This is a genomic window from Micromonospora echinospora (genome assembly GCF_014203425.1).
Taxonomy (GTDB): domain Bacteria; phylum Actinomycetota; class Actinomycetes; order Mycobacteriales; family Micromonosporaceae; genus Micromonospora; species Micromonospora echinospora_A.
On record NZ_JACHJC010000001.1, the window covers coordinates 5,598,140 to 5,619,673 of the forward strand.

Here is a 21,534-nt window from a genome sequence, read left to right on the forward strand (position 1 = left end):
GGCCGGTCGTTCGCCCCACGTTGGTACCGTGCGGGCGATGACGACAGACGTCTCGACCGCCGGCCGTCATCCCCGCGCCGGGCGGGTGGTCCTCCTGGCGGGCCTCGGGCTCATCGCCGTCGCGGTGATCGTCCTGGTGGCGACCGGGAACACCGGTGTCCGGTACAGCGCCGACCACGACGGCACCGTACCGATGTGGAGCCGCTGGATCCCGGCGCTGGCCGGGATCGCGCTGATCCGCCTGATCCCACCCGCGTCCGACCCGAGGTGGCCGGACCCGGTCGCGCCGTACCGCGAGGCGGTGCCGCTGCTGCTGGCCGGGATCGCGTTCGCCGCCGTCATGCCGCTGCTGGGCGGCGAGCCCGCGTACACGGTGTTGAAGCTCGCGCTGCTGCTCGGCGTACCGGCCGCTGTGTTCCTGGCCGCGCGCCGCCGGCCGCCGCGGTGGCGGCCGGGCCCGGCCCCGGCGGACGCCGCCCACCGGTGGGGTCCGGCGCTGCCGGTGGCGGTGTGGCTGGTGCTCAGCTACGCGACGCCGCTGGCCGTGCCGGCCAGCGACTGGGGGCGGACCGTCACGCCGGTCGAGCTGGTAGTCACGCTGCTGGTGGCCTTCGCGGTGAACGCGCTGCTGGAGGAGGTCTTCTACAGGCGGTGGCTGCAGACCCGGTGGGAGTCGCTGCTGGGCGGCGATCGTGCTCGCGTCGCTGGTGTGGGCGGTCTGGCACGTGGCCATCCAGGGCACCGGACGGCCGGGCGTCGAACTGGCCACAGTGCTGGTCAACCACGGGGTGCTCGGGCTCTTCCTCGGCTACCTGTGGTCCCGGTACCGCCGGATGTGGCCGCTGCTGGTGGTGCACGGCGCGCTCAACGCGATGCCCACGCTGCTCGGTCTCTGACCGGCCCGCTTGATCCCGGCATCGGCCACGATCCCTCAAGCGGTGACCGGGCGGCGGCAGCCGCCCGGAGCGGAGCCGCCACGGCTCAGCCAGCCGTCTGGTACCACACCTCCTGCACCGACCACTTCGGCAACGGGCAGGTCGCCGTGGACACCCCGCCGACCGCCACTCTGGGGCCCGAGCGGCTCCACTCATCTCCCCAGATGCTCATGCAGTGGACCGTCACCCAGACGGTGCCGGTGCCGCCGGTGCAGGTCGCGTACCCGACGCCGGCCAAGTCCCAGGCGCTGCACCCGGTCGGGGCCGCCTGCGCCGCCGTGGCGGGCGTGAGGGCCGCCACGCTGGCCAGCAATCCGGCCGCCGCCAGCCGGCTCACCATCTGACGTACACCCATCGCCATCCACCCCTTCGAAGTTGATGAATATCGACCACTATAAGGATGGCGATGGCGCGGACAAGAACGACTAGTGGTCGGCGCTGTTCCAGTCGCGGCCCTCGCCCACCGACACCTCCAGCGGCACCGACAGCGGGTACGCCTCGCCCATCTGCTTACGCACCAGCGCCTCCAGCGTCTCCCGCTCGCCCGGCGCGACCTCGAAGACCAGCTCGTCGTGCACCTGCAACAGCATCCGCGACCGCAGCCCGGCGTCGCGCAGCGCGCTGTCGACGTGCAGCATCGCGACCTTGATGATGTCGGCCGCCGAGCCCTGGATCGGGGCGTTGAGCGCCATCCGCTCGGCCATCTCCCGGCGCTGCCGGTTGTCGCTGACCAGGTCGGGCAGGTAGCGGCGGCGGCCCAGGATGGTGGAGGTATAGCCGTCCTGGCGGGCGCGGGCCACCACCTCCTGGAGGTAGTCGCGGACCCCGCCGAACCCGGCGAAGTAGTTCTCCATCAGCCCGCGCGCCTCCTCGGCGGAGATGCCGAGCTGCTGGGACAGGCCGAACGCGCTGAGCCCGTACGCCAGGCCGTAGTTCATCGCCTTGATCTTGCGGCGCTGATCGGCGGTGACCTCGCCGACCTCGACGGTGAAGACGGACGACGCGGTGGCGGCGTGGAAGTCGTGCCCCGAGTTGAACGCCTCGATCAGCGCGTCGTCCGAGGACAGGTGCGCCATGATCCGCATCTCGATCTGGCTGTAGTCGGCGGTGAGCAGGCACTCGTAGCCCTCGCCGACGACGAACGCGCGCCGGATCCGCCGCCCCTCCTCGGTGCGGATCGGGATGTTCTGCAGGTTCGGCTCGGTGGAGGACAGCCGCCCGGTCGCCGCCACCGTCTGGTTGAACGTGGTGTGGATCCGGCCGTCGTCGGAGACCGACTTGAGCAGGCCGTCCACTGTCGACTTGAGCTTGGCCACATCCCGGTGGCGCAGCAGGTGGTGCAGCAGCGGGTGCTCGGTCTGCGCGTAGAGCCACTGGAGCGCGTCGGCGTCGGTGGTGTAGCCGGTCTTGATCCGCTTGGTCTTCGGCAGGCCCAGCTCGGTGAAGAGGATCTCCTGCAGCTGCTTCGGCGAGCCGAGGTTGAACTCGCGGCCGACCACCTCGTACGCGCTCTGGGCGGCGGCCTTCACCTCGGCGGCGAAGTGCGCCTCCAGCTCGGAGAGGTAGTCGGTGTCGGCGGCGATGCCGGTGCGCTCCATGGTGGCGAGCACCCGCATCAGCGGCAGCTCGACGCCGGCCATCAGCCGGGCCGACTGCTCGCCGTCGCGGGACAGCTCGGCGTCGATCGCGTCGGCCAGGTCGAGCGTGGCGCGGGCCTGGAGCATGAGGTTCTGCTCCGCCACCCCCTCGTCGCCGAGCCCGTCGAGCGTGAGCTGCCCGGTCTCCGGCGCGTCGACACGCAGCTCCCGGTGCAGGTAACGCAGCGCCAGGTCAGTCAGGTCGTAGGAGCGCTGGTCGGGGCGGGCCAGGTAGGCGGCGATCTGCGTGTCGCGGGCGATGCCCTGCAGCTCCCAGCCGTGCGCGGCGAACGCCAGCACCGCCGGTTTGCTGTCGTGCAGCACCTTCGGGCGCTCGGCGTCGGCGAGCCACCCGGCCAGCGCGGCCTCGTCATCGGCGCCCAGGGCGCTCGGGTCGAACCAGGCGCCCGCGCCGCCCGCGGTGGCCAGCGCCATAGCGGTCACCGTGGCGGTGTGCCGGCGGTTGGGGCCGGTGTCGAGCGTGACAGCCAGACCCACCGGGGCGCCCGCCGGGGCATGCGTGTCGAGCCAGCCCGCGAGCGCGCCCGGCTCGGTGAGCACCTCGCCGTCAAGGTCGAAGCCCGCCTCGGCCTCCGGCTCGACCGCCTCCAGGTACTGGTAGAGCCGGTCGCGCAGGATGCGGAACTGCAGCGTGTCGAAGACCTGGTGCACCGCTTCGCGGTCCCAGCCCTGCCAGCGGGCGTCTTCGGGGCGTACCGGCAGCTCCAGGTCGGAGACCAGGCGGTTGATCTCGTAGTTGCGGATCACGTCGGCGAGCCGCTCGCGCAGGCTGTCGCCGGCCTTGCCCTTGATCTCGTCGGCGCGGGCCACCACGCCCTCGACGCCGCCGTACAGGTTGATCCACTTAGCCGCGGTCTTCGGGCCGACGCCCGGCACGCCGGGCAGGTTGTCGCTGGTCTCGCCGACCAGCGCGGCCAGGTCGCGGTAGCGGTCCGGGGTGACGCCGTACTTCGCCTCGACCGCGGCCGGGTCCATCCGGGCCAGGTCGGAGACGCCCTTGCGCGGGTAGAGCACAGTGACCTGCTCCCCGACGAGCTGGAACGCGTCCCGGTCGCCGGTGGTGATCAGCACGTCCATGCCCTGGTCGCGGGCCTGGCAGGCGAGCGTCGCGATGACGTCGTCGGCCTCGTAGCCCTCCCGCTCGACCACCGGCACGCGCAGCGCGGCGAGGACCTCCTTGACCAGGCTGACCTGGCCCTTGAAGTCGGTCGGGGTCTCGCTGCGGCCGGCCTTGTATTCGGCGTACCTGTCCGTGCGGAAGGAGCGGCGGGAGACGTCGAACGCCACGACGATGTGCGTCGGCTGCTCGTCGCGCAGCACGTTGATCAGCATCGAGGTGAAGCCGTAGACGGCGTTGGTCGGCTGCCCCGTCGTGGTGGAGAAGTTCTCCACAGGCAGGGCGAAGAAAGCCCGGTATGCCAGGGAATGTCCGTCGACGAGGAGCAGGCGCGGCGTCGTAGCTGTCACGGCAGCGACTCTAGTCCGTACGCCCGACAACTCCGGCCTCCGGTGCGGCGCGCGCCGCACCGGAGGCCGAGGTCAGAGAACCTTGGCCAGGAACGCCTTGGTCCGCTCGTGCTTCGGTGCCGAGATCACCTCGCGCGGGTCGCCCTGCTCGACGACCACGCCACCGTCCATGAACACGAGGTGGTCGCCGACCTCCCGGGCGAAGCCGATCTCGTGGGTCACCACGATCATCGTCATGCCGTCGCGGGCCAGGTCCTTCATCGTGTCCAGCACCTCGCCCACCAGCTCCGGGTCGAGCGCGCTGGTCGGCTCGTCGAACAGCATCAGCTTCGGCCGCATGGCCAGCGCCCGGGCGATCGCCACCCGCTGCTGCTGTCCGCCGGAGAGCTGACCGGGGTACGCGCCGAGCTTGTCGCCCAGTCCCACCCGGTCCAGCAGCTGAGCGGCGTGCTCCCGGGCCTGCGCCTTCTTGGCCTGGCGCAGCAGCACCGGGGCCTCCATGACGTTCTGCAGCACCGTCATGTGCGGGAACAGGTTGAACCGCTGGAACACCATGCCGATGGCGCGGCGCTGCGCGGCCACGTCCTTGTCCCGCATCTCGTACAGCTTGCCGCCGCGCTCCCGGTAGCCGATCAGGTCGCCGTCCACCCGGATCCGGCCGGCGTCGATCTTCTCCAGGTGGTTGATGCAGCGCAGGAACGTCGACTTGCCGGAGCCGGAGGGCCCGAGCAGGCAGCACACCTCGCCGGAGCGGACCTCCAGGTCGATGCCCTTGAGCACCTCCAGCGGCCCGAACGACTTGTGCACCTGCTCGGCCCGCACCATCAGCCCGGACTCGGCGGTCGGCGCCTGCGGGGAAGCGGTCGTGTCCGTCATTGCGCCGTCCCACTCGTCGTGCTGCCGCTCTCGGCGGCGAGCCCTCGCAGCCGCTGTCGAGCCCGCGTACTGCGCCCGAAACCCTTCGAGTAGTGCCGCTCCAGGTAGTACTGCCCCACCAGCAGGACGCTGGTCAGCAGCAGATACCACAGCGTCGCGGCGACGTACATCGGGAAGGGCTGGAAGGTTCGGGAACCGACGGCCTTGAGCTGGAAGAACAGCTCCATCGACACCGGCACGAAGGCCACCAGCGAGGTGTCCTTGAGCATCGCGATGGTCTCGTTCCCGGTCGGCGGAATGATCACCCGCATCGCCTGCGGCAACACGATCCGCCGCAGGATCTGCGCCCGGCTCATGCCCAGCGCCTGAGCCGCCTCGGTCTGCCCCTCGTCCACCGACTGGATGCCGGCCCGGACGATCTCGGCCATGTACGCGGCCTCGGACAGACCCAGCGCCAGCATGCCGGCGACGAAGCCGGTCAGGATGTCCACCGCGCTGAACCCGAACAGCCGGGCCTCGAAGTCGTGCAACCCGAACAGGGCGCCGATCTGCCTGTCGAACGGCAGACCGAACTCCAGCCGCGACCAGAGGATGCCGAGGTTGCCGAAGAGGATCGCCAGCACCAGCCGCGGCACCGCCCGGAAGAACCAGGTGTAGACCCAGGCCACGCCGCGCAGCACCGGGTTGGGCGACAGCCGCATGATCGCGATGACGATGCCCAGGCCGATGCCGATCACCATCGACGTGATCAGCAGCAGGATGGTGCCGCGCAGCCCTTCGATGATCGGCGGGCGGAACATCTCGTCCACCATGAACGACCACTGGAACGCGGAGTTCGTGACCAGCATGTGCACGAACATCGCTACCAGCACGGCGATGACCGCCACACCGGCCCAGCGCCCGGGGTGCCGCACGGGCACGGCCTTGATCGGTTCAGGCCGTGCCCGTCCGGATGTGTCGGCCGACATGGTCAGACCGACGGGTTCAGTTCAGCGTTGGTGATCGCGCCGCCCTCGACACCCCACTTGCTGAGCGCCGCCTTGTAGCTGCCGTCGGCGATGACCGCCTGCACGGCCTCCTTGAGCACCTCGGCGAACGCCTGCTGCTCCTTGTTCACCGCGTAGCCGTACGGCGCCGACTCGTAGATGTCGCCGAGCACCTCGAGCTGACCGTTGCTCTGCTTCACCGCGTACGCGCCGACCGGGGAGTCGGCCAGCATGGCGTCGTTCTTGCCGCTGCCCACGGCGGCGGTGGCGTCGCTCTGCGCCTGGTACTGGTCGATCTTGATCGCCGGCTTGCCGGCGTCGGTGCACTTCTTCGACCGGGCGGTGATGTCGTCGAGCTGGACCGTACCGACCTGCACGGCGATCTTCTTGCCGCAGGCGTTCTCCGGGTCCACCCCGGCCGGGTTGCCCTTCTTGGTCGCCCACTGGGTGCCCGCCGAGTAGTAGCTCACCATGTTGACCGTCTTCAGACGGTCGGCGTTGATGGTGAACGACGAGACGCCGACCTCGTACTTGCCCGAACCCACGCCGGGCAGGATCGCGTCGAACGGCGCCGACTCGTACTCGGCCTTGAGGCCGAGCTTCTGGGCCACCGCGTTGAACAGCTCCACGTCGAAGCCGACCACCGTCTTGCCGTCCTGGTCGAGGAACTCGGCCGGGGCGTACGTCGAGTCGGTGCCGACCTTGATCACGCCGTCGGCCTTGATCGCGTCCGGCACCTTCGCGGCCAGGTTGGAATCGGCCGTGGCGGACACCGACGGGCCGTCGCCCGGCTCGGCCGAGTTCTCCTTCTCGCCGCAGGCGGCGAGGGAGAGCAGCAGGACGGCCGCACCGGCGACGCCGAGCGCCGCCCGCCGTCCGGGGTTGGAGTGGAACATGGCTGTACTCCTTATTGCGAGGGGTCGGTCGGTCAGGCCACGCCGAGGTATGCCTCTTTGACCGAGGGGTCGTGCAGCAGGTCCGTGCCGGAACCGCTCTTGACGATCCGGCCGGTCTCCAGCACGTACGCCCGGTGGGCGCGCGCCAGCGCCTGCTGGGCGTTCTGCTCCACCAGCAGGATCGTGGTGCCCTGCTGGTTGATCTCCGTGATGATCGTGAAGATCTGCTGGATGAGCATCGGCGCGAGACCCATCGACGGCTCGTCGAGCAGCAGCAGCTTCGGCCGGCTCATCAGCGCCCGGCCGACGGCGAGCATCTGCTGCTCACCGCCGGAGAGCGTGCCGCCGGCCTGCTTGCGCCGCTCGGCCAGCCGCGGGAACAGGTCCAGCACCCGGGCCAGGTCCTGCGCGATGCCGGCCTTGTCGCGCCGCGTGTACGCGCCCATGTCCAGGTTCTCCAGCACCGACATGCCGGGGAAGATGCCCCGGCCCTCGGGCGCCTGGCACAGCCCGCGCCGCACCCGCAGGTCGGCCCGGAGCTTGGTGATGTCCTCACCGGCGAACTTGATCCGGCCGGAGGCGACCGGCCGGATGCCGGAGATCGCCCGCATGGTGGTGGACTTGCCGGCGCCGTTCGCGCCGATCAGCGCGACGATCTCCCCCTCGTCCACGGTCAGGCTGATGCCGTGCAGCGCCTGGATCCGCCCGTAGAGCAGGCTCACGTCCTCGATCTCAAGCAGCATCGTCCGGCACCCCCAGGTACGCCGCGACCACCTTCGGGTTGTCCCGCACCTCGGCGGGCAGCCCTTCGGCGATCTTCTTTCCGAACTCCAGGACCACGATCCGGTCGGTCACGCCCATCACCAGGCGCATGTCGTGCTCGATCAGCAGCACCGTCACGCCCTGGTCCCGGATCTGCCGGATGAGCTGGAGCAGCTCCTCCTTCTCCGCCGGGTTGAAGCCGGCGGCCGGCTCGTCCAGGCAGAGCAGCTTCGGGTCGGTGGCCAGCGCGCGGGCGATCTCCAGCCGCCGCTGCTCGCCGTAGGACAGGTTGCGGGCGAACTCGTGCATCCGCTTGCTGATGCCGACGAACTCCAGCAGGCGCTCGGCCTTCTCCCGGCCCTCGCGCTCCTCCTTCCAGTGCCGCGGCAGGCGCAGCAGGGCGGAGATCACGCTGGTCTTGTGGTGCGCGTCCGCGCCGACCTGGACGTTCTCCAGCGCGGTCATCTCCGGGAAGAGACGGATGTTCTGGAACGTACGCGCCATGCCCATCCGGGTGATCTGGTGGCGCTTCTTGCCACTGATCTTCTGGCCCAGGAACCGGATCTGTCCCTCGCTGGGCTGGTAGATGCCGGTCATCGCGTTGAAGCAGGTGGTCTTGCCGGCGCCGTTCGGGCCGATCAGACCGAGGATCTCCCCCTTGTAGAGGGTGAAGTCCACGTCGTTGAGGGCCACCACGCCGCCGAAGCGCAGCGTGACGTGGTCGACCTCCAACAACGGCTCCCGCTCGCTCACCGTCTCGACGACGGGGGCCGCCGCCTGGACCGGAACCTTCGGATTCTGCTCGGTGTCACTCACCGACGATCACCTCCTTGCGGCGGTCCTTGAACTCCGCCGCCCGTCGCCGGTTCGGGATCAGGCCCTGCGGCCGGAAGATCATCATCACCACGAGCACCAGGCCGAAGAAGAGGAACCGGTACTCGTACAGCTCGATGCCGAACAGCTCGATGCCGCGGAACCGCTCGATCATGTACGCCACCAGGCCGCCGCCGACGATCGCGCCGACGATGTTGCCCGAGCCGCCGAAGATGACAGCGGCCAGGATGATGATCGAGTTGAGCAGCTCGAAGTTCTGCGAGTTGACGAAGTTCTGCTTACCGGCGAACAACGCGCCGGCCAGGCCGGCGATGGCCGCGCCGGAGGCGAACGCCCACAGCTTGAACTTGAACGTCGGCACGCCCATCAGCTGGGCCGCGTCCTCGTCCTCGCGGATCGAGATCCAGGCCCGGCCGACCCGGCTGTGGGTCAGGTTCCGCACCCCGATGACCACCAGGATGATCAGCGTGAGCACCAGCCAGTAGTACGGGCGGGCGTCGAGCACGCCGAACCACGGCCGGCCGTCGGCGTACTGGCCGGGCGGGTGCGGGATCTGGTTGAAGCCGCGCTGTCCCTTGAGGAACTCGGAGCTGACCGCCGCGATCCGGATCATCTCGGCGAAGCCGAGCGTCACCAGCGCCAGGTAGTCGCCGCGCAGACGCAGCGTCGGCGTACCGAGCATGACGCCGGAGACCATGGTCAGGCCGATCGCGATCGGCACCACCACCAGCCACGGCCACAGCGTCTTGACGTTGCTGCTCGGCGAGGTCAGCACCGCCACGGTGTACGCGCCGACGGCGAAGAAGCCGAAGTAGCCGAGGTCGAGCAGGCCGGCGAAGCCGACCACGATGTTGAGCCCGACCGCCAGCAGCACGTAGATCGAGACCGTGAACATCACCTGGGTGAAGTTCGCGCCGGGCGTCGGGATCGGCCCGAGGTACTGGTAGAACTCCTTGTTCGGCAGCGCGTAGAAGAACGCGATGACCGCGACCAGCAGCACCCAGCGCACCCAGCGCGGCGCGTGGTGCCAGCGCTCCGAGATCGCGTGCCGGCCCTGCCGCAGCTTGTCCGCCGCCGTCTCCCGCCGCTCCGGCGGGTCGATGGTGGTCGTCATGCGCGTGCCCTCCCCAGTGATTCGCCGAGCAGACCGGTCGGCCGGAACATCAGCAGCACGACCAGCACCGCGAACGCGGCGAAGTCCTTCCACTGACTGCCGAACAGGCCCGCGGCGTAGTTCTCCACGACGCCGAGCAGCAACCCGCCGACGAGCGCGCCCCGCAGATTGCCGATACCGCCGAGCACCGCCGCGGTGAACGCCTTGAGGCCCAGCAGGAAGCCGACGCTGTACGTGAGCGTCTGGATCCGCACGTCGTAGAGCAGGCCCGCGACGCCGGCCATGGTGCCACCGGCGATGAAGACCATCAGGATGATGCGGTCCTTGTTGACGCCCATCAGGGCCGCCGTGTTGGCGTCCTGGGCCACCGCCCGGATGCCGCGGCCGGTACGGCTGCGGTTGATGAACTGGTCCAGCGCGAACATCATCACCAGCGCGGAGCCGACAGTGAGCAGCTGCACCGCGTCGATCGGCACCCCGGCGATGTGGAACAGCGGCTTCGAGCTGACCAGGATCGGCGCGCCCTCCGGCCGACGCCGGGTGTAGACGCCGAACGCCTCGGAGATGGCGATCGAGGCGCCGATGGCGGTGATGAGGAACGCCAGCGGCGGCGCGTTGCGCTTGCGCAGCGGCCGGTACGCCACCCGTTCGATCACCGTCGCGGTGCCCGCCGAGGCGATGGCTGCCACGATCATCGCCACCAGCAGGTAGAACAGGATCGAGCCGAGGCCGCTGACCTGCGAGTTCTGGTCGAGTCCGAATCCGTTCCAGGTCCAGATCGCGGCGAACGCGCCGGCGATGAAGACCTCGGAGTGGGCGAAGTTGATGAGCCTTAGCACGCCGTACACAAGCGTGTAGCCGAGCGCGACCAGGGCGTAGATGGCGCCCTGCGTCAAGCCGGTCGTGGTGAGTTCCCCGAAGTTGGAGAACAATCCGTCGAAGTCCAAGGGAGGGACGCTCCGTCGCTCAAGAGAAAAAGAGGGTGCGGCCGGGAGCCAGCTCCCGGCCGCACCCGCGATCACTACTCAATCGCCAGTCCAGCGATCGAACGCTCAGGACTTGGGGATCTCCTGGTCCGGGACGACCTTGCCGCCCTGCACCTTGAACGCCCAGACCTTGACCTGCGCCGGGTCGAGCTCGCCGCCCTCGACGAACTTGTAGCTGGCGGCCACGCCCTCGCCGCTGTAGCCCTTCACGAACTCCAGCAGGTCGGCGCGGGTGCTCTTGCCGGCCTTGATGCCCGCCAGCAGGATGGTCGCCGCGTCGTAGGCGGTGTCGCTGTAGGTGCCCGGGTCGGTGCCGTTGAGCGCCTTGAAGTCGGCGGCGAAGGTGCCGCGCGCCTCGGTGGACGGAGCGCAGGGGCAGGTGAGGATGGTGCCCTCGGCGGCGGCAGCACCGGCGGAGGTGATGTACGCGCCGTCGTTCACGCCGTCACCGGCGACCAGCGGAGCGGTGACACCGGCAGCGGTGAGCTGCTTACGGATCAGGCCGGCCTCCTGGTAGTAGCCGCCGTAGAAGACCGCCTTCACGTTGGCGGCCTTGACCTTGGTGACCACACCGGAGAACTCGACCTGCTTGCCCTCGCCCTGGACCTTGTCGCTGCCCACGACCGAGGCGCCGAGCACCTTCTTGACCTCGTCGGCCAGGCCGGCGCCGTACGCGGACTGGTCGTCGATGACGTAGACCCGGTCGGCCTTCATCACGTTCTTGATGTAGTTACCGGCGGCGGGGCCCTGGCTCAGGTCGTTGCCGACCGCGCGGAAGAACGTCTTCCAGCCCTGCTCGGCGAGGCTGGGACGGGTCGCGGAGGGGGTGATGGTGACCAGACCGGCCTCGTTGAACAGCGGACCGGCGGCCTCGGACTCGCCCGAGTAGGCCGGACCCACGACACCCAGGATCTTGGTGTCGTCGATCGCCTTCTGGGCCAGCTGCGGCGCCTGGTCCGGGCTGCCCTGCGAGTCGAGCTCGGCGAGCTCGACCTTGCAGTCCGGGTTCTCCTTGTTGTACTTGTCGACGGCCAGCTTGACGCCGTTCTTCTCGTTGATGCCCAGCGCGGCCGAGCTACCGGTCAGCGCGCCGAAGAAAGCGATCTTGCTCCCGCAGGCGCTGCCCCCGGAACCCTCATCGTCGCTGCCGCTGGAACAAGCGGTGCCACCGGCGACGAGCGCCAGCATGGCGACCCCGCCGATCACGCGTGCGAGCTTCTGCCTCAAGGCCCGAACCCTCCTCCGTCCATGATCCGAACCACCCACCGCCGATTGGCCCTTGCGGGGTGGACGAACCAAGACCGTCGTCGCCGGTCTGGGGCGGGACGTTATCCCACCGCGAGCGGCGGCGTAAGACCTGGAAAGCGGGGTTGACCGAACCGTTACACGCGGTGGCGGATTCAAGCCGATCGCCGTAAGAACCGAAGGCGGGGAAAGGCTCTGACCGACTAATCCTCGGTAACGGGCCCATCATCGATCACCCGCTACCGATCGATGGCCGGCAACGACCCCCACCAGGCACGGGACGTTTTCCCGTCGTCGGTGGCCACGAACAGCCCGGCGTCGCCGACGGCCACCGCCAGCGCGGCGTCGCCACCGTCCGGCACCGGCACCGGAGTGATCACCGGAAGCCACGACGCGCCGCCGTCACGCGACATCCAGAGCCGTCGCTGAGCCCCGTCACCGGTCACCGCGACGAGCCGCCGCCCCGACGCCGCGAGCGCATCCACCGACGGCACCCCGGGACCCGCCGTACCGAACCCGCCGACCCGCCGCCATCCCTGCGCCGTACCCACCGGCCCCGCGGACCGCGAGCCGCAGTCGTCGCACCCGCGCCACACCGCGAACCGGTCGCCCACCGGCCCGAGGACCACCGGCCCGCCGTCGGCCGGCGCCACCCGCTCCGCCGCCCCGGCGGCGCCCTTCGGCACCGGCAACGCCGCCCGCCGCCACACCCGCCCGTCGGCCGAGAACCACGCGAGCGGCGCCCGGGCCGCCCCGCCGGGCGGCAGCAGTGACCCCACCACCAGCCAGCCCGAGCCCACCGCCGCCACGTCGTAGGCAGCAGTCCGGCCCCGGCCGTCACTTCCCAGCTCGTCGACGCCCTCGCGCAGGACGAACCCCTCGGCGTCCGGTGACGTCCACACCGCCGCGCCGCCGACGCGCGCCCCGGCGACCAGCCACCCGCCCGGCCCGGCCGCCAGCCGCGACGCGCTGACCGCGCGCGGGCCGCCGAACAGCTCGAACGCCGCCGGCGCCTCCCGCAACGGCCCGCCCGGCCGCCAGACCCACGTCCCGGTACGCGGATTGCCGTGCACGCCACCCGTCTTCGCGCCCAGCGCCGCCATCCCGTCGCCCCGGCAGGCGACCGCGTAGAGCACGTGCTGGCGGCCGTAGAACGACTGCGCGCGTACCGGGATCGGCGACCAGGTCACGCCGTCCGATGAGGACCATGCCGCCGGCCGGGTCTCCCCCGCCGGATCGATCAGCCCGCCCACCACGTACCAGCGGCCGGCGCAGCGCGCCGCGTCACGTGGCACCGGGCGGCCCACGGCGCCGGCGGGAAGCGCCAACTCCACGGCCCGCCACTGCGGACGCACCGGCGCGGGCACCGGAAGCGGGCGCGGGGTGGCGTGACAGGCTGCCAGGAGCAACACGGCGACGAGCGCCGGCCGGACGCGCGCGGAAGGCATGGATCCGATCCTATCGATCGGACGCCTTCCGGCAGGTCAGGAAGCCGGCTGCTCGACCTCGCCGCCGGTGGTCTCGGCGAGGATCCGCTCGGCGACCTCCTTCATGGTCATTCGGTGGTCCATCGCGGTGCGCTGGATCCACTTGAACGCCTGCGGCTCGGTCATGCCGTACGTCGTCATCAGCGCGCCCTTGGCGCGCTCCACGGTCTTGCGGATCTCCAGCCGGTCGGTGAGGCCGGCCACCTCCGACTCCAGCGCGGCGATCTCCGAGTAGCGGGACAGCGCAATCTCGACCGCCGGCACCAGGTCGCTCTTCTGGAACGGCTTGACCAGGTACGCCATCGCGCCCGCCGCCCGCGCCCGCTCCACCAGGTCACGCTGGCTGAACGCGGTCAGGATGATGACCGGGGCGATGCGCGCGCCGGCGATCCGCTCGGCGGCGGCCAGCCCGTCCATGATCGGCATCTTGATGTCAAGGATGACCAGGTCCGGCTTGAGTTCCTCGGCGAGCTTGACGGCGGTCTCGCCGTCACCGGCCTCGCCGACCACCTCGTAGCCCTCTTCGACGAGCATCTCGGCCAGGTCCAGCCGGATGAGCGCCTCGTCCTCGGCGATCAGAACGCGCTTGCGCTCGGCGTCCGCCTGCATCTCGCCCACGAGCCACTCCCACCGGTTCGAACTCGACACCCGCCCTGCCGGGTGTCGCCGCCCCTAGCGTAGTAGGTAACCTATGGCACGACGCGAGAGCGTCGCGCGAGCCTGTCCCCGTATTCCAATCGGTAGAGAAACGGAGCTCAAACCTCCGACAGTGTGGGTTCGAATCCCACCGGGGACACCAAATCGTCGTACGCGCGTTCGAAGATGGCCGCGTGCATCCACCCGAGATACGCGCGCGAGCACGTCAGGCCTTCCTGTCCGGGGCCACCGTCGCGGAGGCGGCCCGCGCAGTGGGCCTCAACTACCGCACCGTCTGGCACTGGTGCAGGGATCGGCCGGAACCGAAGCAGCACGGCACCGCGCTGCGGTGTTTCCGCTGCCGCGAGGGTGTCCGCGTTCCGACAGATCCGGCGGCCTATGCCTATCTCCTCGGGCTCTACCTGGGCGACGGGCATCTCGTGACCAGCGCGCGGGTGCCGGTGCTCCGGATCTCCTGCAGTGACAGCTGGCCCGGGCTGATCGAGGCGTGCGACGACGCCATGCGACGGGTCCTGGCGGAGAAGGTCCAGCGCGTCCGGCATCCGGGCTGCGTCAGCGTGCAGAGCTACGGCACGCACTGGCCGTGCCTGTTCCCCCAACACGGGCCCGGTAGGAAGCACCAGCGTCCGATCGTCCTCGCGGACTGGCAGCGCCCCATCGTCGAGGCCCAGGCGGGCGACCTCCTGCGCGGCCTCTTCCACTCCGACGGGTGCCGCTTCGCCAACCGGGTCGTCGTGCGGGGCAAGGAGTACGTCTATCCCCGTTACATGTTCAACAACGAGTCGGCCGACATCATGGGCCTGTGCCAGCAGGCCCTCGACCGGCTCGGCATCGCCTGGCGGATGAACCGCCGCAACTCGCTGTCGGTGGCCCGCCGGGAGGCAGTGGCCGCCCTCGACCAGCACGTCGGCCCGAAGTCGTGACCGGCCCCCGACGCGGGCGACCGGCGCGCGTCAGATCCGCGCCAGCGCCCGGGCGAGATCCGCCCGCAGGTCCTCCGGGTCCTCCAGGCCGACCGAGACGCGCAGCAGCCCGCCGCAGGGTTTGGCGTCGCCCTCGACCGGCCGGTGGGTGAGCGAGGCCGGGTGCTGGATCAGCGTGTCGACGCCGCCGAGCGACACCGCGTGCGTGATCAGTTCGCAGGCGCCGGCGACCTCGGCCGCGGCGGGCGCGCCGCCGCGTACCTCGAAGGCGAGCAGGCTGCCGGTGCCGGACATCTGCCGGCCGACGAGCCCGGCCGGGTCGTGCAGCGACGGGTGGTGGACGCGCTCGACGGCGGGGTGCCCGGCGAGCCAGGCGGCGAGCTTCTCCGCGCCGGCCTGCTGGGCGCGGACGCGCAGCGGGAGGGTCTGGATGCCGCGGTGCAGCAGGTACGCGCCGAGCGGGTGCAGGACGGCGCCGGTGACGGCGCGGACCTGGCGCAGCCGGGCCGCCCACTCGGGGGCGCAGGCGATCACACCGGCGAGCACGTCGCCGTGGCCGCCGATGCTCTTGGTGGCGCTGTGCAGCACGAGCGCGGCGCCGTGGCGGGCGGGCTGCTGGAGCACCGGGGTGGCGACGGTGTTGTCGACGAGCAGCGGGACGTCACCGGCGGCCTCGGCGAGCGCGGCGATGTCGACCAGGTCGAGGCTGGGGTTGGCCGGTGTCTCGACCAGCACCAGCGCGGTGTCGGGGCGGATCGCGGCGGCCACGTCGGCGGGGGTGGCCCAGGTGACCTCGGTGCCGAGCAGGCCGGTGGCGAGGACGTGGTCGGTGCCGCCGTAGAGGGGGCGCACGGCGACGACGTGACGCTTGCCGTCCCGGGTGGCGGCGAGCAGGGCGGCGGTGAGCGCGGCCATGCCGCTGGCGAAGGCTACGGCCTCGGCGGTGCCTTCGAGCTGGGCGAGCGCGGTCTCGAACCGGGCCACTGTGGGGTTCCACAGGCGCTGGTAGACGGCGCTGCCGCCGGGCGGGAGCGGGCCACCGGTGGCGAGCGTCTCGTAGTCGTCGCCGCCGCCGGCCACCGAGGGCAGCGGGTTGGTGGTGGACAGGTCGATGGGCGGGACGTGGACGCCGAGCCCGGCGAGATCGGCGCGCCCGGCGTGTACGGCTGCGGTGTCCACGGAAGTCATGACGGAACTGTCGAACATGACGACGCTGATAGGCAAGAGCAGCGAACAAGATTCTGCCGGTGATGCTTTCGCCCGGCCGGGATTCGGTGAAGGATGGTCACATGCCTGCCGCACCGAATGATGTACGGCCGTTCGCCGGCCTGGACGACACCGACCGCGCGATCCTCACCGAGCTGGCGGCCGACGGCCGGCTGCCGAACAACGCGCTGGCCGAGCGCGTCGGGGTGGCGCCGTCGACGTGCCTGACGCGTACCCGGGCGCTGCGCGAGTGCGGGGCGATCCGCGGGTTCCACGCCGAGGTGGACCCGGCGGCGGTGGGTATGCCGTTGCAGGCGCTGGTCTCGGTGCGGCTGACAGCGCACGAACGGGCCGCCGTGGACGCGTTCCGCGCCCGGTCGGTGCGGCTGCCCGGGGTGGTGTCGGTGTTCCACGTGGCCGGCGCGGAGGACTACGTGCTGCACGTGCGGGCCGCCTCCGGCGACGCGCTGCGGGACTTCGTGCTCGACCATCTGGCTGTCGATCCGGCGGTGCAGCACACCCAGACCAGCCTGATCTTCGAGCAGGCCCGGGGTATGGGGTAGCGCACCTGGCGGAACAATTCCGGCACGTGGCCTGTTGCACCACGCTGTGATCGACGTACCCATGTCTGTTCTTGATCTTGCCCCGGTGGCGGCGACCGGCAACGCCGGTGAGGCGCTGCGGTTCACCACAGAGCTGGCCCGCCGTACCGAGGAGCTGGGCTACCGCCGGTTCTGGGTGGCCGAGCACCACAACATGCCGGCCATCGCCAGCTCCGCCCCGGCGGTGCTGCTCGCGCACCTGGCCGCGAACACCAGCACCATCCGGCTCGGCTCCGGCGGGGTGATGCTGCCCAACCACGCGCCGCTGGTGGTGGCCGAGCAGTTCGGCACCCTGGAGGCGCTGCACCCGGGCCGGATCGACCTGGGCATCGGCCGGGCGCCCGGCACCGACCAGGTGACCGCGCTGGCGCTGCGCCGCACCATGGAGGGCCTGTCCGCCGAGCACTTCCCGCGCGAGCTGGCCGACCTGATGAACTACTTCTCCGGCGCCGAGCCGGGCCCGATCACCGCGACGCCGGGGCGGGGCCAGTCGCCGCAGGTGTGGCTGCTCGGGTCCAGCGGGTTCAGCGCGCAGCTGGCCGGTCTGCTCGGGTTGCCGTTCTCGTTCGCGCACCACTTCAGCTCGCAGAACACGATCCCGGCGTTGCAGCTCTACCGGCAGAACTTCCGGCCGTCGCAGTGGCTGGACCGGCCGTACGCGATGGTGGCGGTGAACGCGGTCTGCGCGGAGACCGACGAGCGGGCCGAGTGGCTCGCCGGGCCGGCCGGGCTGTCGTTCCTGAAGCTGCGGTCGGGGCGGCCGGAGCCGCTGGTCACGCCGGAGGAGGCGGCGGCGTACCCGTACTCGGAGTTCGAGCGGGAGTTCGTCGCCCAGCGCCGCGACGGGCAGGCGACCGGTTCGCCCGAGACGGTGGCCCGGCAGCTCGGGGAACTGCTGGGGCGCACCGGCGCGGACGAGCTGATGCTCACCACGATGGTCTACGACGTGGCCGACCGGATCCGCTCGTTCGAGCTGATCGCCGAGAAGGTGGCGGGCGGGCTGCGCCGGGAGGGCTGAAACACGCTCTTCATAGCCACGTCACCGCAGCGTCGCGCGGGACGCATAGCTTTATCCCCGGTGGTGGTACGGCATTCCCGGTCGGGACGGGTCGGGAATGCTGCGGTGTGGTGCACCGGGTCGCCGGCGGAGCGGATTCCGCGGCCGGCGACCCGGTGCCTGCCGTTTCAGCGCAGGTAGATGTTCGGCGCGGGCGGGGTGCTCATGCCGTCGCCCAGGGCGAAGCCGGGGTGCGGCGGCTGGTTGTAGGCGGTGTTCTGCCAGGCCACTGCCACCCGGTACTGCGGGTCGTGCATCAGCGTCGGCAGCCGCAGGCCGGTGGTGACCGGCGTGCTGTAGATCCGTAGCGCGGTGCTGTCGCTGGTGCGCCAGACGACCTCCTCGCGCCAGTCGCCGAGCAGGTCCGCCGAGAGGGCCGGGGTGGACTTGGTGCCGTTGTTGGACGCGACGCCGCTGCCGGTGAGCAGCCGGGTCTCGCCGCCGGTGCCGTACTTGTCGATCTTCGTGGCGTCGAGCAGTTCCCGTACCGGGTCGCCGTCCCACCAGATCAGGAAGTTCGCCGACGACGGTTTGCGCCCGACGTTCTGCCCCCGGGTGTTCAGCAGCCCGTCGACCGCCGACGACCACGACTCTGCGCCCGGGCTGCCGGCCCAGACGTCGCCGGAGACGCCGCGGCCGTTGTCGCCGTTCGGCGCGGTCTGCCAGAGGATCTGGCCGGTACGCGCGTCGGCCATCCAGGAACTGGGCTTGCTGCCGTCCTCGTCGACCTTGAACACCTCCAGGCCGGAGCGGGAGGGGTCGAGGTCGCCGACGTGCAGCGCGTCGCCGTGGCCGTTGCCGGTGGAGTACAGCAGCCGGCCGTTGTCGTCGATGGTGGCGGCCCCGTACACGATCTCCTGGCGGCCGTCGTTGTCGACGTCGGCCACGGAGAGCTGGTGGTTGCCCTGGCCGGCGGCGGCGCCGTTGCCGGAGGCGTTCGAGTCGAACGTCCAGCGCTTGCGCAGCGTGCCGTCGCGGAAGTCCCAGGCCGCGACGACGGCCCGGGTGTAGTAGCCGCGCGCCATGATCAGCGAGGGGCGCTGCCCGTCCAGGTACGCGGTGCCGGCGAGGAACCGGTCGACCCGGTTGCCGTACGAGTCGCCCCAGGACGAGACGGTGCCGCGCGACGGGTCGTAGTCGACAGTGGACGCCGCCGCGCCGGTGCGGCCGTCGAACATGGTCAGGTACTCCGGGCCGGCGAGCACGTAGCCGCTGGAGTTGCGGTGGTCGGCCGAGCCGTTGCCGATCACCTGGCCGGTGCCGGAGCGGGTGCCGTCGGCGGTCTTCATGGCCACCTCGGCGTCCCCGTCGCCGTCGTAGTCGTACACCTGGAACTGGGTGTAGTGGGCGCCGGCGCGGATGTTGCGGCCCAGGTCGATGCGCCACAGCCGGGCGCCGGTGAGCGTGTACGCGTCGACGTAGACGTTGCCGGTGTAGCCGGACTGCGAGTTGTCCTTGGCGTTCGACGGGTCCCACTTGAGCACGAACTCGTAGCGGCCGTCGCCGTCGAGGTCACCGACGCTCGCGTCGTTGGCGGAGTAGCTGTACCCCTCCCCGGACGGGGTGGTGCCGCCGGGCGGCGGCTGGATCGGGACGTCCAGGTAACCGTTGGCGAACTGGAGCGCCGGGGCGGACGTCGCCTGCTCGGCGCCGTTCACCACGGCCCGCACGGTGTACGCCGATCCGGCCGCCGCGCCGCTGTCCAGGTACGTGGTGGCGCCGGTGATCGGGCTGGCGTTCACCTTCGTGCCGCCGCGGTAGAGGTTGAACGACACGCCGGTGGTCTCGGTGCCGAGCAGCCGCCAGGAGACGAGGTTCCCGCTGCCGGAGCGGACGCTGACCAGCCCTCGGTCGAGCTTCTCCATCTGCTTGGCGCCGGCCGGCGGGTCGGTGGGCGGTGGCGTGGTGGGCGGTGGTGTCGACGGCGGCGGGGTGCTGGGCGGCGGTGTCGACGGTGGCGGAGTCGACGGTGGCGGGGTGGTGGACGGCGCGCCGGTGCAGGCGGTGCCGTTGAGCGTGAACGCGGCCGGTACCGGGTTCGCCGTGTTGTTCCACGAGCCGTTGAAGCCGAAGTTCGCGGTGCCGCCGGTGCCGAGCGCCGCGTTGTAGCCGGCGTCGCGCGCGCTCACCTGCGCGCCGGACTGGCTGACAGTGGCGTTCCACGCCTGGACGACCTGCTGACCGGCGGCGAAGCTCCAGCCGAGGGTCCAGCCGTTGACCGGGTCGCCGAGGTTGGTGACTGTCACATCGGCGCCGAAGCCGCCGCTCCACTGGTTGGTGATCCGGTAGTCGACCCGGCAGGCGGCGGCCGCCGCCGCGGCGGTCATCGTGGTGAGCGCGCCGGCCGACAGGGTGACCGCCGAGGCCGCGGCGAGCAGCGCGAGCCGGCGGCGTGGGGTGGTGAGGTGCACGGGGATGCCTTTCGCGGAGGTCAGGCACGCGACGACGCCGGCCTGCCCGGGCCGGCGGGGAAGGTACGTGCCCTGCTGCGAGGGGCGACGTCAATGTATCGACGTCGGTGATTTGGCTCCGCGCTCCGTCAGCCTAGGTCACCCCCGGACACCCCCACAAGCGCGGTGGAGCGGTGCAGCGGCGGCCGGCGAGAAGGAATGGCCGACACCCGATATACCTGAGAGTCATAAATATGACCGAGAGGCATATCGAGTCAGCAGGACGTCTCTCTCCGGCGGGCGACACGCCGAGGCAGACCCCTCCCGGGCGAAGACGCGGCCGGGCGATGGCCCGGCCCGGGAGCGCGAGCGGCTCAGCCCTCGACGGCGGCGGCGAGCTTCCGCGACTCCGCGGCCTCGGCGGTGGCCACCGGCTCCGGGACCTGCCCCGACTTCGCGGCCTCCACCGGCTCGACGGACTCCCCCGGCTGGGCGGACTCCCCCGCCTCGGTCGGCGACGCGGAGGCCAGCGCCGCATCGACTGTGGCGCGGGCGCGGCGGGTACGGCGCAGCGCACGCACCGCCAGCGCGACGGCGACCATCCAGGCGACGCCGAGCAGCACGTAGACCACCACCGGCGCCGAGCCGCTCACGCCACCGGCGCTCAGCAGGGTGCGGGCGTTGGTCAGCACGATCACGCCGCCGATCACGGCGCCGAGCAGCTGGGCGGGAACGATGCGGACCAGCCAGGCCGCGATCGGCGCGGCGATCAGGCCACCGATCAGGAGCGCGGCCACTGTGGGCAGCAGGAAGCCCTCGGTGCCCAGGCCGATCAGGAAGCCGACGCTCGCCGCGCCGGCCACGACGAACTCGGAGGTGTCCACCGAGCCGATGACCTTGCGGGGTTCCATCCGGCCGGAGACCAGCAGCGCCGGGGTGGCGACCGGACCCCAGCCTCCGCCGCCGGTGGCGTCGACGAAGCCGGCGACCAGTCCCAGCGGGGCGAGGAAGCGGCTACGCAGCCGGCCGGCGGCGCGGTTTGCCCGCAACGGCCGGGAGAACCGCACCAGCAGGTACGCGCCGAGCGTGAACAGGATGGCCGCCATCCACGGCGCGGCGGCCTCGGTGGAGATGGAGCTGAGGAACGTGGCCCCGGCGAACGCGCCGATCGCGCCGGGCAGCGCGATCCGGCCAACCACCCGCCAGTCGACGTTGCCGAAGCGCCAGTGCGAGACGCCCGCGGCGAGCGTGGTGCCGATCTCGGCCAGGTGCACCGAGGCCGACGCGGCGGCCGGCGCGACACCGGCGAACAGGAGCAGCGTCGAGGAGGTCAGCCCGTACGCCATGCCGAGCGAGCCGTCGACCAGTTGCGCGGCGAGCCCGACGAGGGCGAGGACCAGCAGCTTGCGCACGAGCGCCCCCTGACTTTTCGGTATCTCCTATCAACTTGGTC

At 71.2% G+C, this 21,534-nt stretch carries 18 protein-coding genes and 1 tRNA gene; 5 read left to right on the forward strand and 14 right to left on the reverse strand.

The window, feature by feature from the left end:
• Positions 1–37 precede the first annotated feature (37 nt).
• Positions 38–1,279, forward strand: a complete 1,242-nt coding sequence (locus FHU28_RS33325) for a hypothetical protein (RefSeq protein ID WP_425326179.1) — start codon at positions 38–40, stop codon at positions 1,277–1,279.
• Positions 1,280–1,360: 81 nt separating this feature from the next.
• Here FHU28_RS33325 and polA read toward each other — a convergent pair whose 3' ends face one another.
• From polA to FHU28_RS25015, 11 genes are all read right to left on the reverse strand, one after another.
• Positions 1,361–4,060: a DNA polymerase I gene (gene polA / locus FHU28_RS24965; RefSeq protein WP_184686844.1), complete on the reverse strand. Its 2,700-nt coding sequence runs from the start codon at positions 4,058–4,060 to the stop codon at positions 1,361–1,363.
• Between the two features lie 72 nt (positions 4,061–4,132).
• Positions 4,133–4,936, reverse strand: coding sequence for an amino acid ABC transporter ATP-binding protein (locus FHU28_RS24970; RefSeq protein WP_311773647.1), 804 nt, complete (start codon positions 4,934–4,936; stop codon positions 4,133–4,135).
• On the reverse strand, positions 4,933–5,904 hold the full coding sequence (locus FHU28_RS24975) for an amino acid ABC transporter permease (RefSeq protein ID WP_184686845.1): 972 nt from the start codon (positions 5,902–5,904) through the stop codon (positions 4,933–4,935). Before FHU28_RS24975 ends, FHU28_RS24970 begins: the two co-directional genes overlap by 4 nt.
• 2 nt (positions 5,905–5,906) lie before the next feature.
• Complete coding sequence (locus FHU28_RS24980; protein ID WP_184686846.1) at positions 5,907–6,818, reverse strand: ABC transporter substrate-binding protein; 912 nt, start codon at positions 6,816–6,818, stop codon at positions 5,907–5,909.
• Between the two features lie 32 nt (positions 6,819–6,850).
• A complete protein-coding gene (locus FHU28_RS24985; protein ID WP_184686847.1) occupies positions 6,851–7,561 on the reverse strand; it encodes an ABC transporter ATP-binding protein in 711 nt (236 codons plus the stop codon).
• Entirely contained in the window at positions 7,551–8,396 is an 846-nt protein-coding gene (locus FHU28_RS24990; RefSeq protein ID WP_376700829.1) for an ABC transporter ATP-binding protein, read from the reverse strand. Before FHU28_RS24990 ends, FHU28_RS24985 begins: the two co-directional genes overlap by 11 nt.
• Positions 8,389–9,528: a branched-chain amino acid ABC transporter permease gene (locus FHU28_RS24995; RefSeq protein WP_184686848.1), complete on the reverse strand. Its 1,140-nt coding sequence runs from the start codon at positions 9,526–9,528 to the stop codon at positions 8,389–8,391. The genes FHU28_RS24990 and FHU28_RS24995 overlap by 8 nt, the downstream gene beginning before the upstream one ends.
• Complete coding sequence (locus tag FHU28_RS25000; RefSeq protein WP_116507345.1) at positions 9,525–10,475, reverse strand: branched-chain amino acid ABC transporter permease; 951 nt, start codon at positions 10,473–10,475, stop codon at positions 9,525–9,527. Before FHU28_RS25000 ends, FHU28_RS24995 begins: the two co-directional genes overlap by 4 nt.
• Positions 10,476–10,580: 105 nt before the next feature.
• Entirely contained in the window at positions 10,581–11,741 is a 1,161-nt protein-coding gene (locus tag FHU28_RS25005) for a branched-chain amino acid ABC transporter substrate-binding protein (protein WP_116507347.1), read from the reverse strand.
• A gap of 257 nt (positions 11,742–11,998) precedes the next feature.
• Positions 11,999–13,207, reverse strand: a complete 1,209-nt coding sequence (locus FHU28_RS25010; RefSeq protein ID WP_184686849.1) for a beta propeller repeat protein — start codon at positions 13,205–13,207, stop codon at positions 11,999–12,001.
• Between the two features lie 36 nt (positions 13,208–13,243).
• The gene (locus FHU28_RS25015; RefSeq protein WP_030503803.1) at positions 13,244–13,864 is read right to left on the reverse strand and encodes an ANTAR domain-containing response regulator; all 621 of its coding nucleotides are present in this window, start codon (positions 13,862–13,864) and stop codon (positions 13,244–13,246) included.
• Between the two features lie 104 nt (positions 13,865–13,968).
• On the opposite strand from FHU28_RS25015, the gene FHU28_RS25020 reads away from it, so the two are divergent.
• Both FHU28_RS25020 and FHU28_RS25025 read left to right on the forward strand, forming a co-directional pair.
• Positions 13,969–14,045: transfer RNA gene (locus tag FHU28_RS25020), tRNA-Leu, on the forward strand.
• Between the two features lie 31 nt (positions 14,046–14,076).
• Entirely contained in the window at positions 14,077–14,826 is a 750-nt protein-coding gene (locus FHU28_RS25025) for a helix-turn-helix domain-containing protein (RefSeq protein WP_184686850.1), read from the forward strand.
• 30 nt (positions 14,827–14,856) lie between these two features.
• Here FHU28_RS25025 and FHU28_RS25030 read toward each other — a convergent pair whose 3' ends face one another.
• Positions 14,857–16,032: a trans-sulfuration enzyme family protein gene (locus tag FHU28_RS25030; RefSeq protein WP_184686851.1), complete on the reverse strand. Its 1,176-nt coding sequence runs from the start codon at positions 16,030–16,032 to the stop codon at positions 14,857–14,859.
• An 83-nt stretch (positions 16,033–16,115) separates the two neighbouring features.
• On the opposite strand from FHU28_RS25030, the gene FHU28_RS25035 reads away from it, so the two are divergent.
• Both FHU28_RS25035 and FHU28_RS25040 read left to right on the forward strand, forming a co-directional pair.
• The gene (locus FHU28_RS25035) at positions 16,116–16,595 is read left to right on the forward strand and encodes an Lrp/AsnC family transcriptional regulator (protein WP_184686852.1); all 480 of its coding nucleotides are present in this window, start codon (positions 16,116–16,118) and stop codon (positions 16,593–16,595) included.
• 61 nt (positions 16,596–16,656) lie between these two features.
• Complete coding sequence (locus tag FHU28_RS25040) at positions 16,657–17,652, forward strand: LLM class flavin-dependent oxidoreductase (protein WP_184686853.1); 996 nt, start codon at positions 16,657–16,659, stop codon at positions 17,650–17,652.
• A gap of 167 nt (positions 17,653–17,819) precedes the next feature.
• Here FHU28_RS25040 and FHU28_RS25045 read toward each other — a convergent pair whose 3' ends face one another.
• Both FHU28_RS25045 and FHU28_RS25050 read right to left on the reverse strand, forming a co-directional pair.
• Positions 17,820–20,102 (reverse strand): rhamnogalacturonan lyase family protein, encoded by a 2,283-nt coding sequence (locus FHU28_RS25045; protein WP_184686854.1) that lies wholly within the window; start codon positions 20,100–20,102, stop codon positions 17,820–17,822.
• Between the two features lie 353 nt (positions 20,103–20,455).
• Positions 20,456–21,493, reverse strand: a complete 1,038-nt coding sequence (locus FHU28_RS25050; RefSeq protein ID WP_184686855.1) for a sulfite exporter TauE/SafE family protein — start codon at positions 21,491–21,493, stop codon at positions 20,456–20,458.
• Positions 21,494–21,534 lie beyond the last annotated feature (41 nt).

What these genes read in the sequence shown, in the direction of transcription:
- FHU28_RS25030 (WP_184686851.1), bottom strand. Translation starts at nt 16,032, where the DNA reads ATGTTCGACAGTTCCGTCATGACTTCCGTGGACACCGCAGCCGTACAC.
- FHU28_RS25010 (WP_184686849.1), bottom strand. Translation starts at nt 13,207, where the DNA reads ATGCCTTCCGCGCGCGTCCGGCCGGCGCTCGTCGCCGTGTTGCTCCTG.
- FHU28_RS25040 (WP_184686853.1), top strand. Translation starts at nt 16,657, where the DNA reads ATGTCTGTTCTTGATCTTGCCCCGGTGGCGGCGACCGGCAACGCCGGT.
- FHU28_RS24975 (WP_184686845.1), bottom strand. Translation starts at nt 5,904, where the DNA reads ATGTCGGCCGACACATCCGGACGGGCACGGCCTGAACCGATCAAGGCC.
- FHU28_RS24970 (WP_311773647.1), bottom strand. Translation starts at nt 4,936, where the DNA reads ATGACGGACACGACCGCTTCCCCGCAGGCGCCGACCGCCGAGTCCGGG.
- FHU28_RS33325 (WP_425326179.1), top strand. Translation starts at nt 38, where the DNA reads ATGACGACAGACGTCTCGACCGCCGGCCGTCATCCCCGCGCCGGGCGG.
- FHU28_RS25035 (WP_184686852.1), top strand. Translation starts at nt 16,116, where the DNA reads ATGCCTGCCGCACCGAATGATGTACGGCCGTTCGCCGGCCTGGACGAC.
- FHU28_RS24995 (WP_184686848.1), bottom strand. Translation starts at nt 9,528, where the DNA reads ATGACGACCACCATCGACCCGCCGGAGCGGCGGGAGACGGCGGCGGAC.
- FHU28_RS24980 (WP_184686846.1), bottom strand. Translation starts at nt 6,818, where the DNA reads ATGTTCCACTCCAACCCCGGACGGCGGGCGGCGCTCGGCGTCGCCGGT.
- FHU28_RS24985 (WP_184686847.1), bottom strand. Translation starts at nt 7,561, where the DNA reads ATGCTGCTTGAGATCGAGGACGTGAGCCTGCTCTACGGGCGGATCCAG.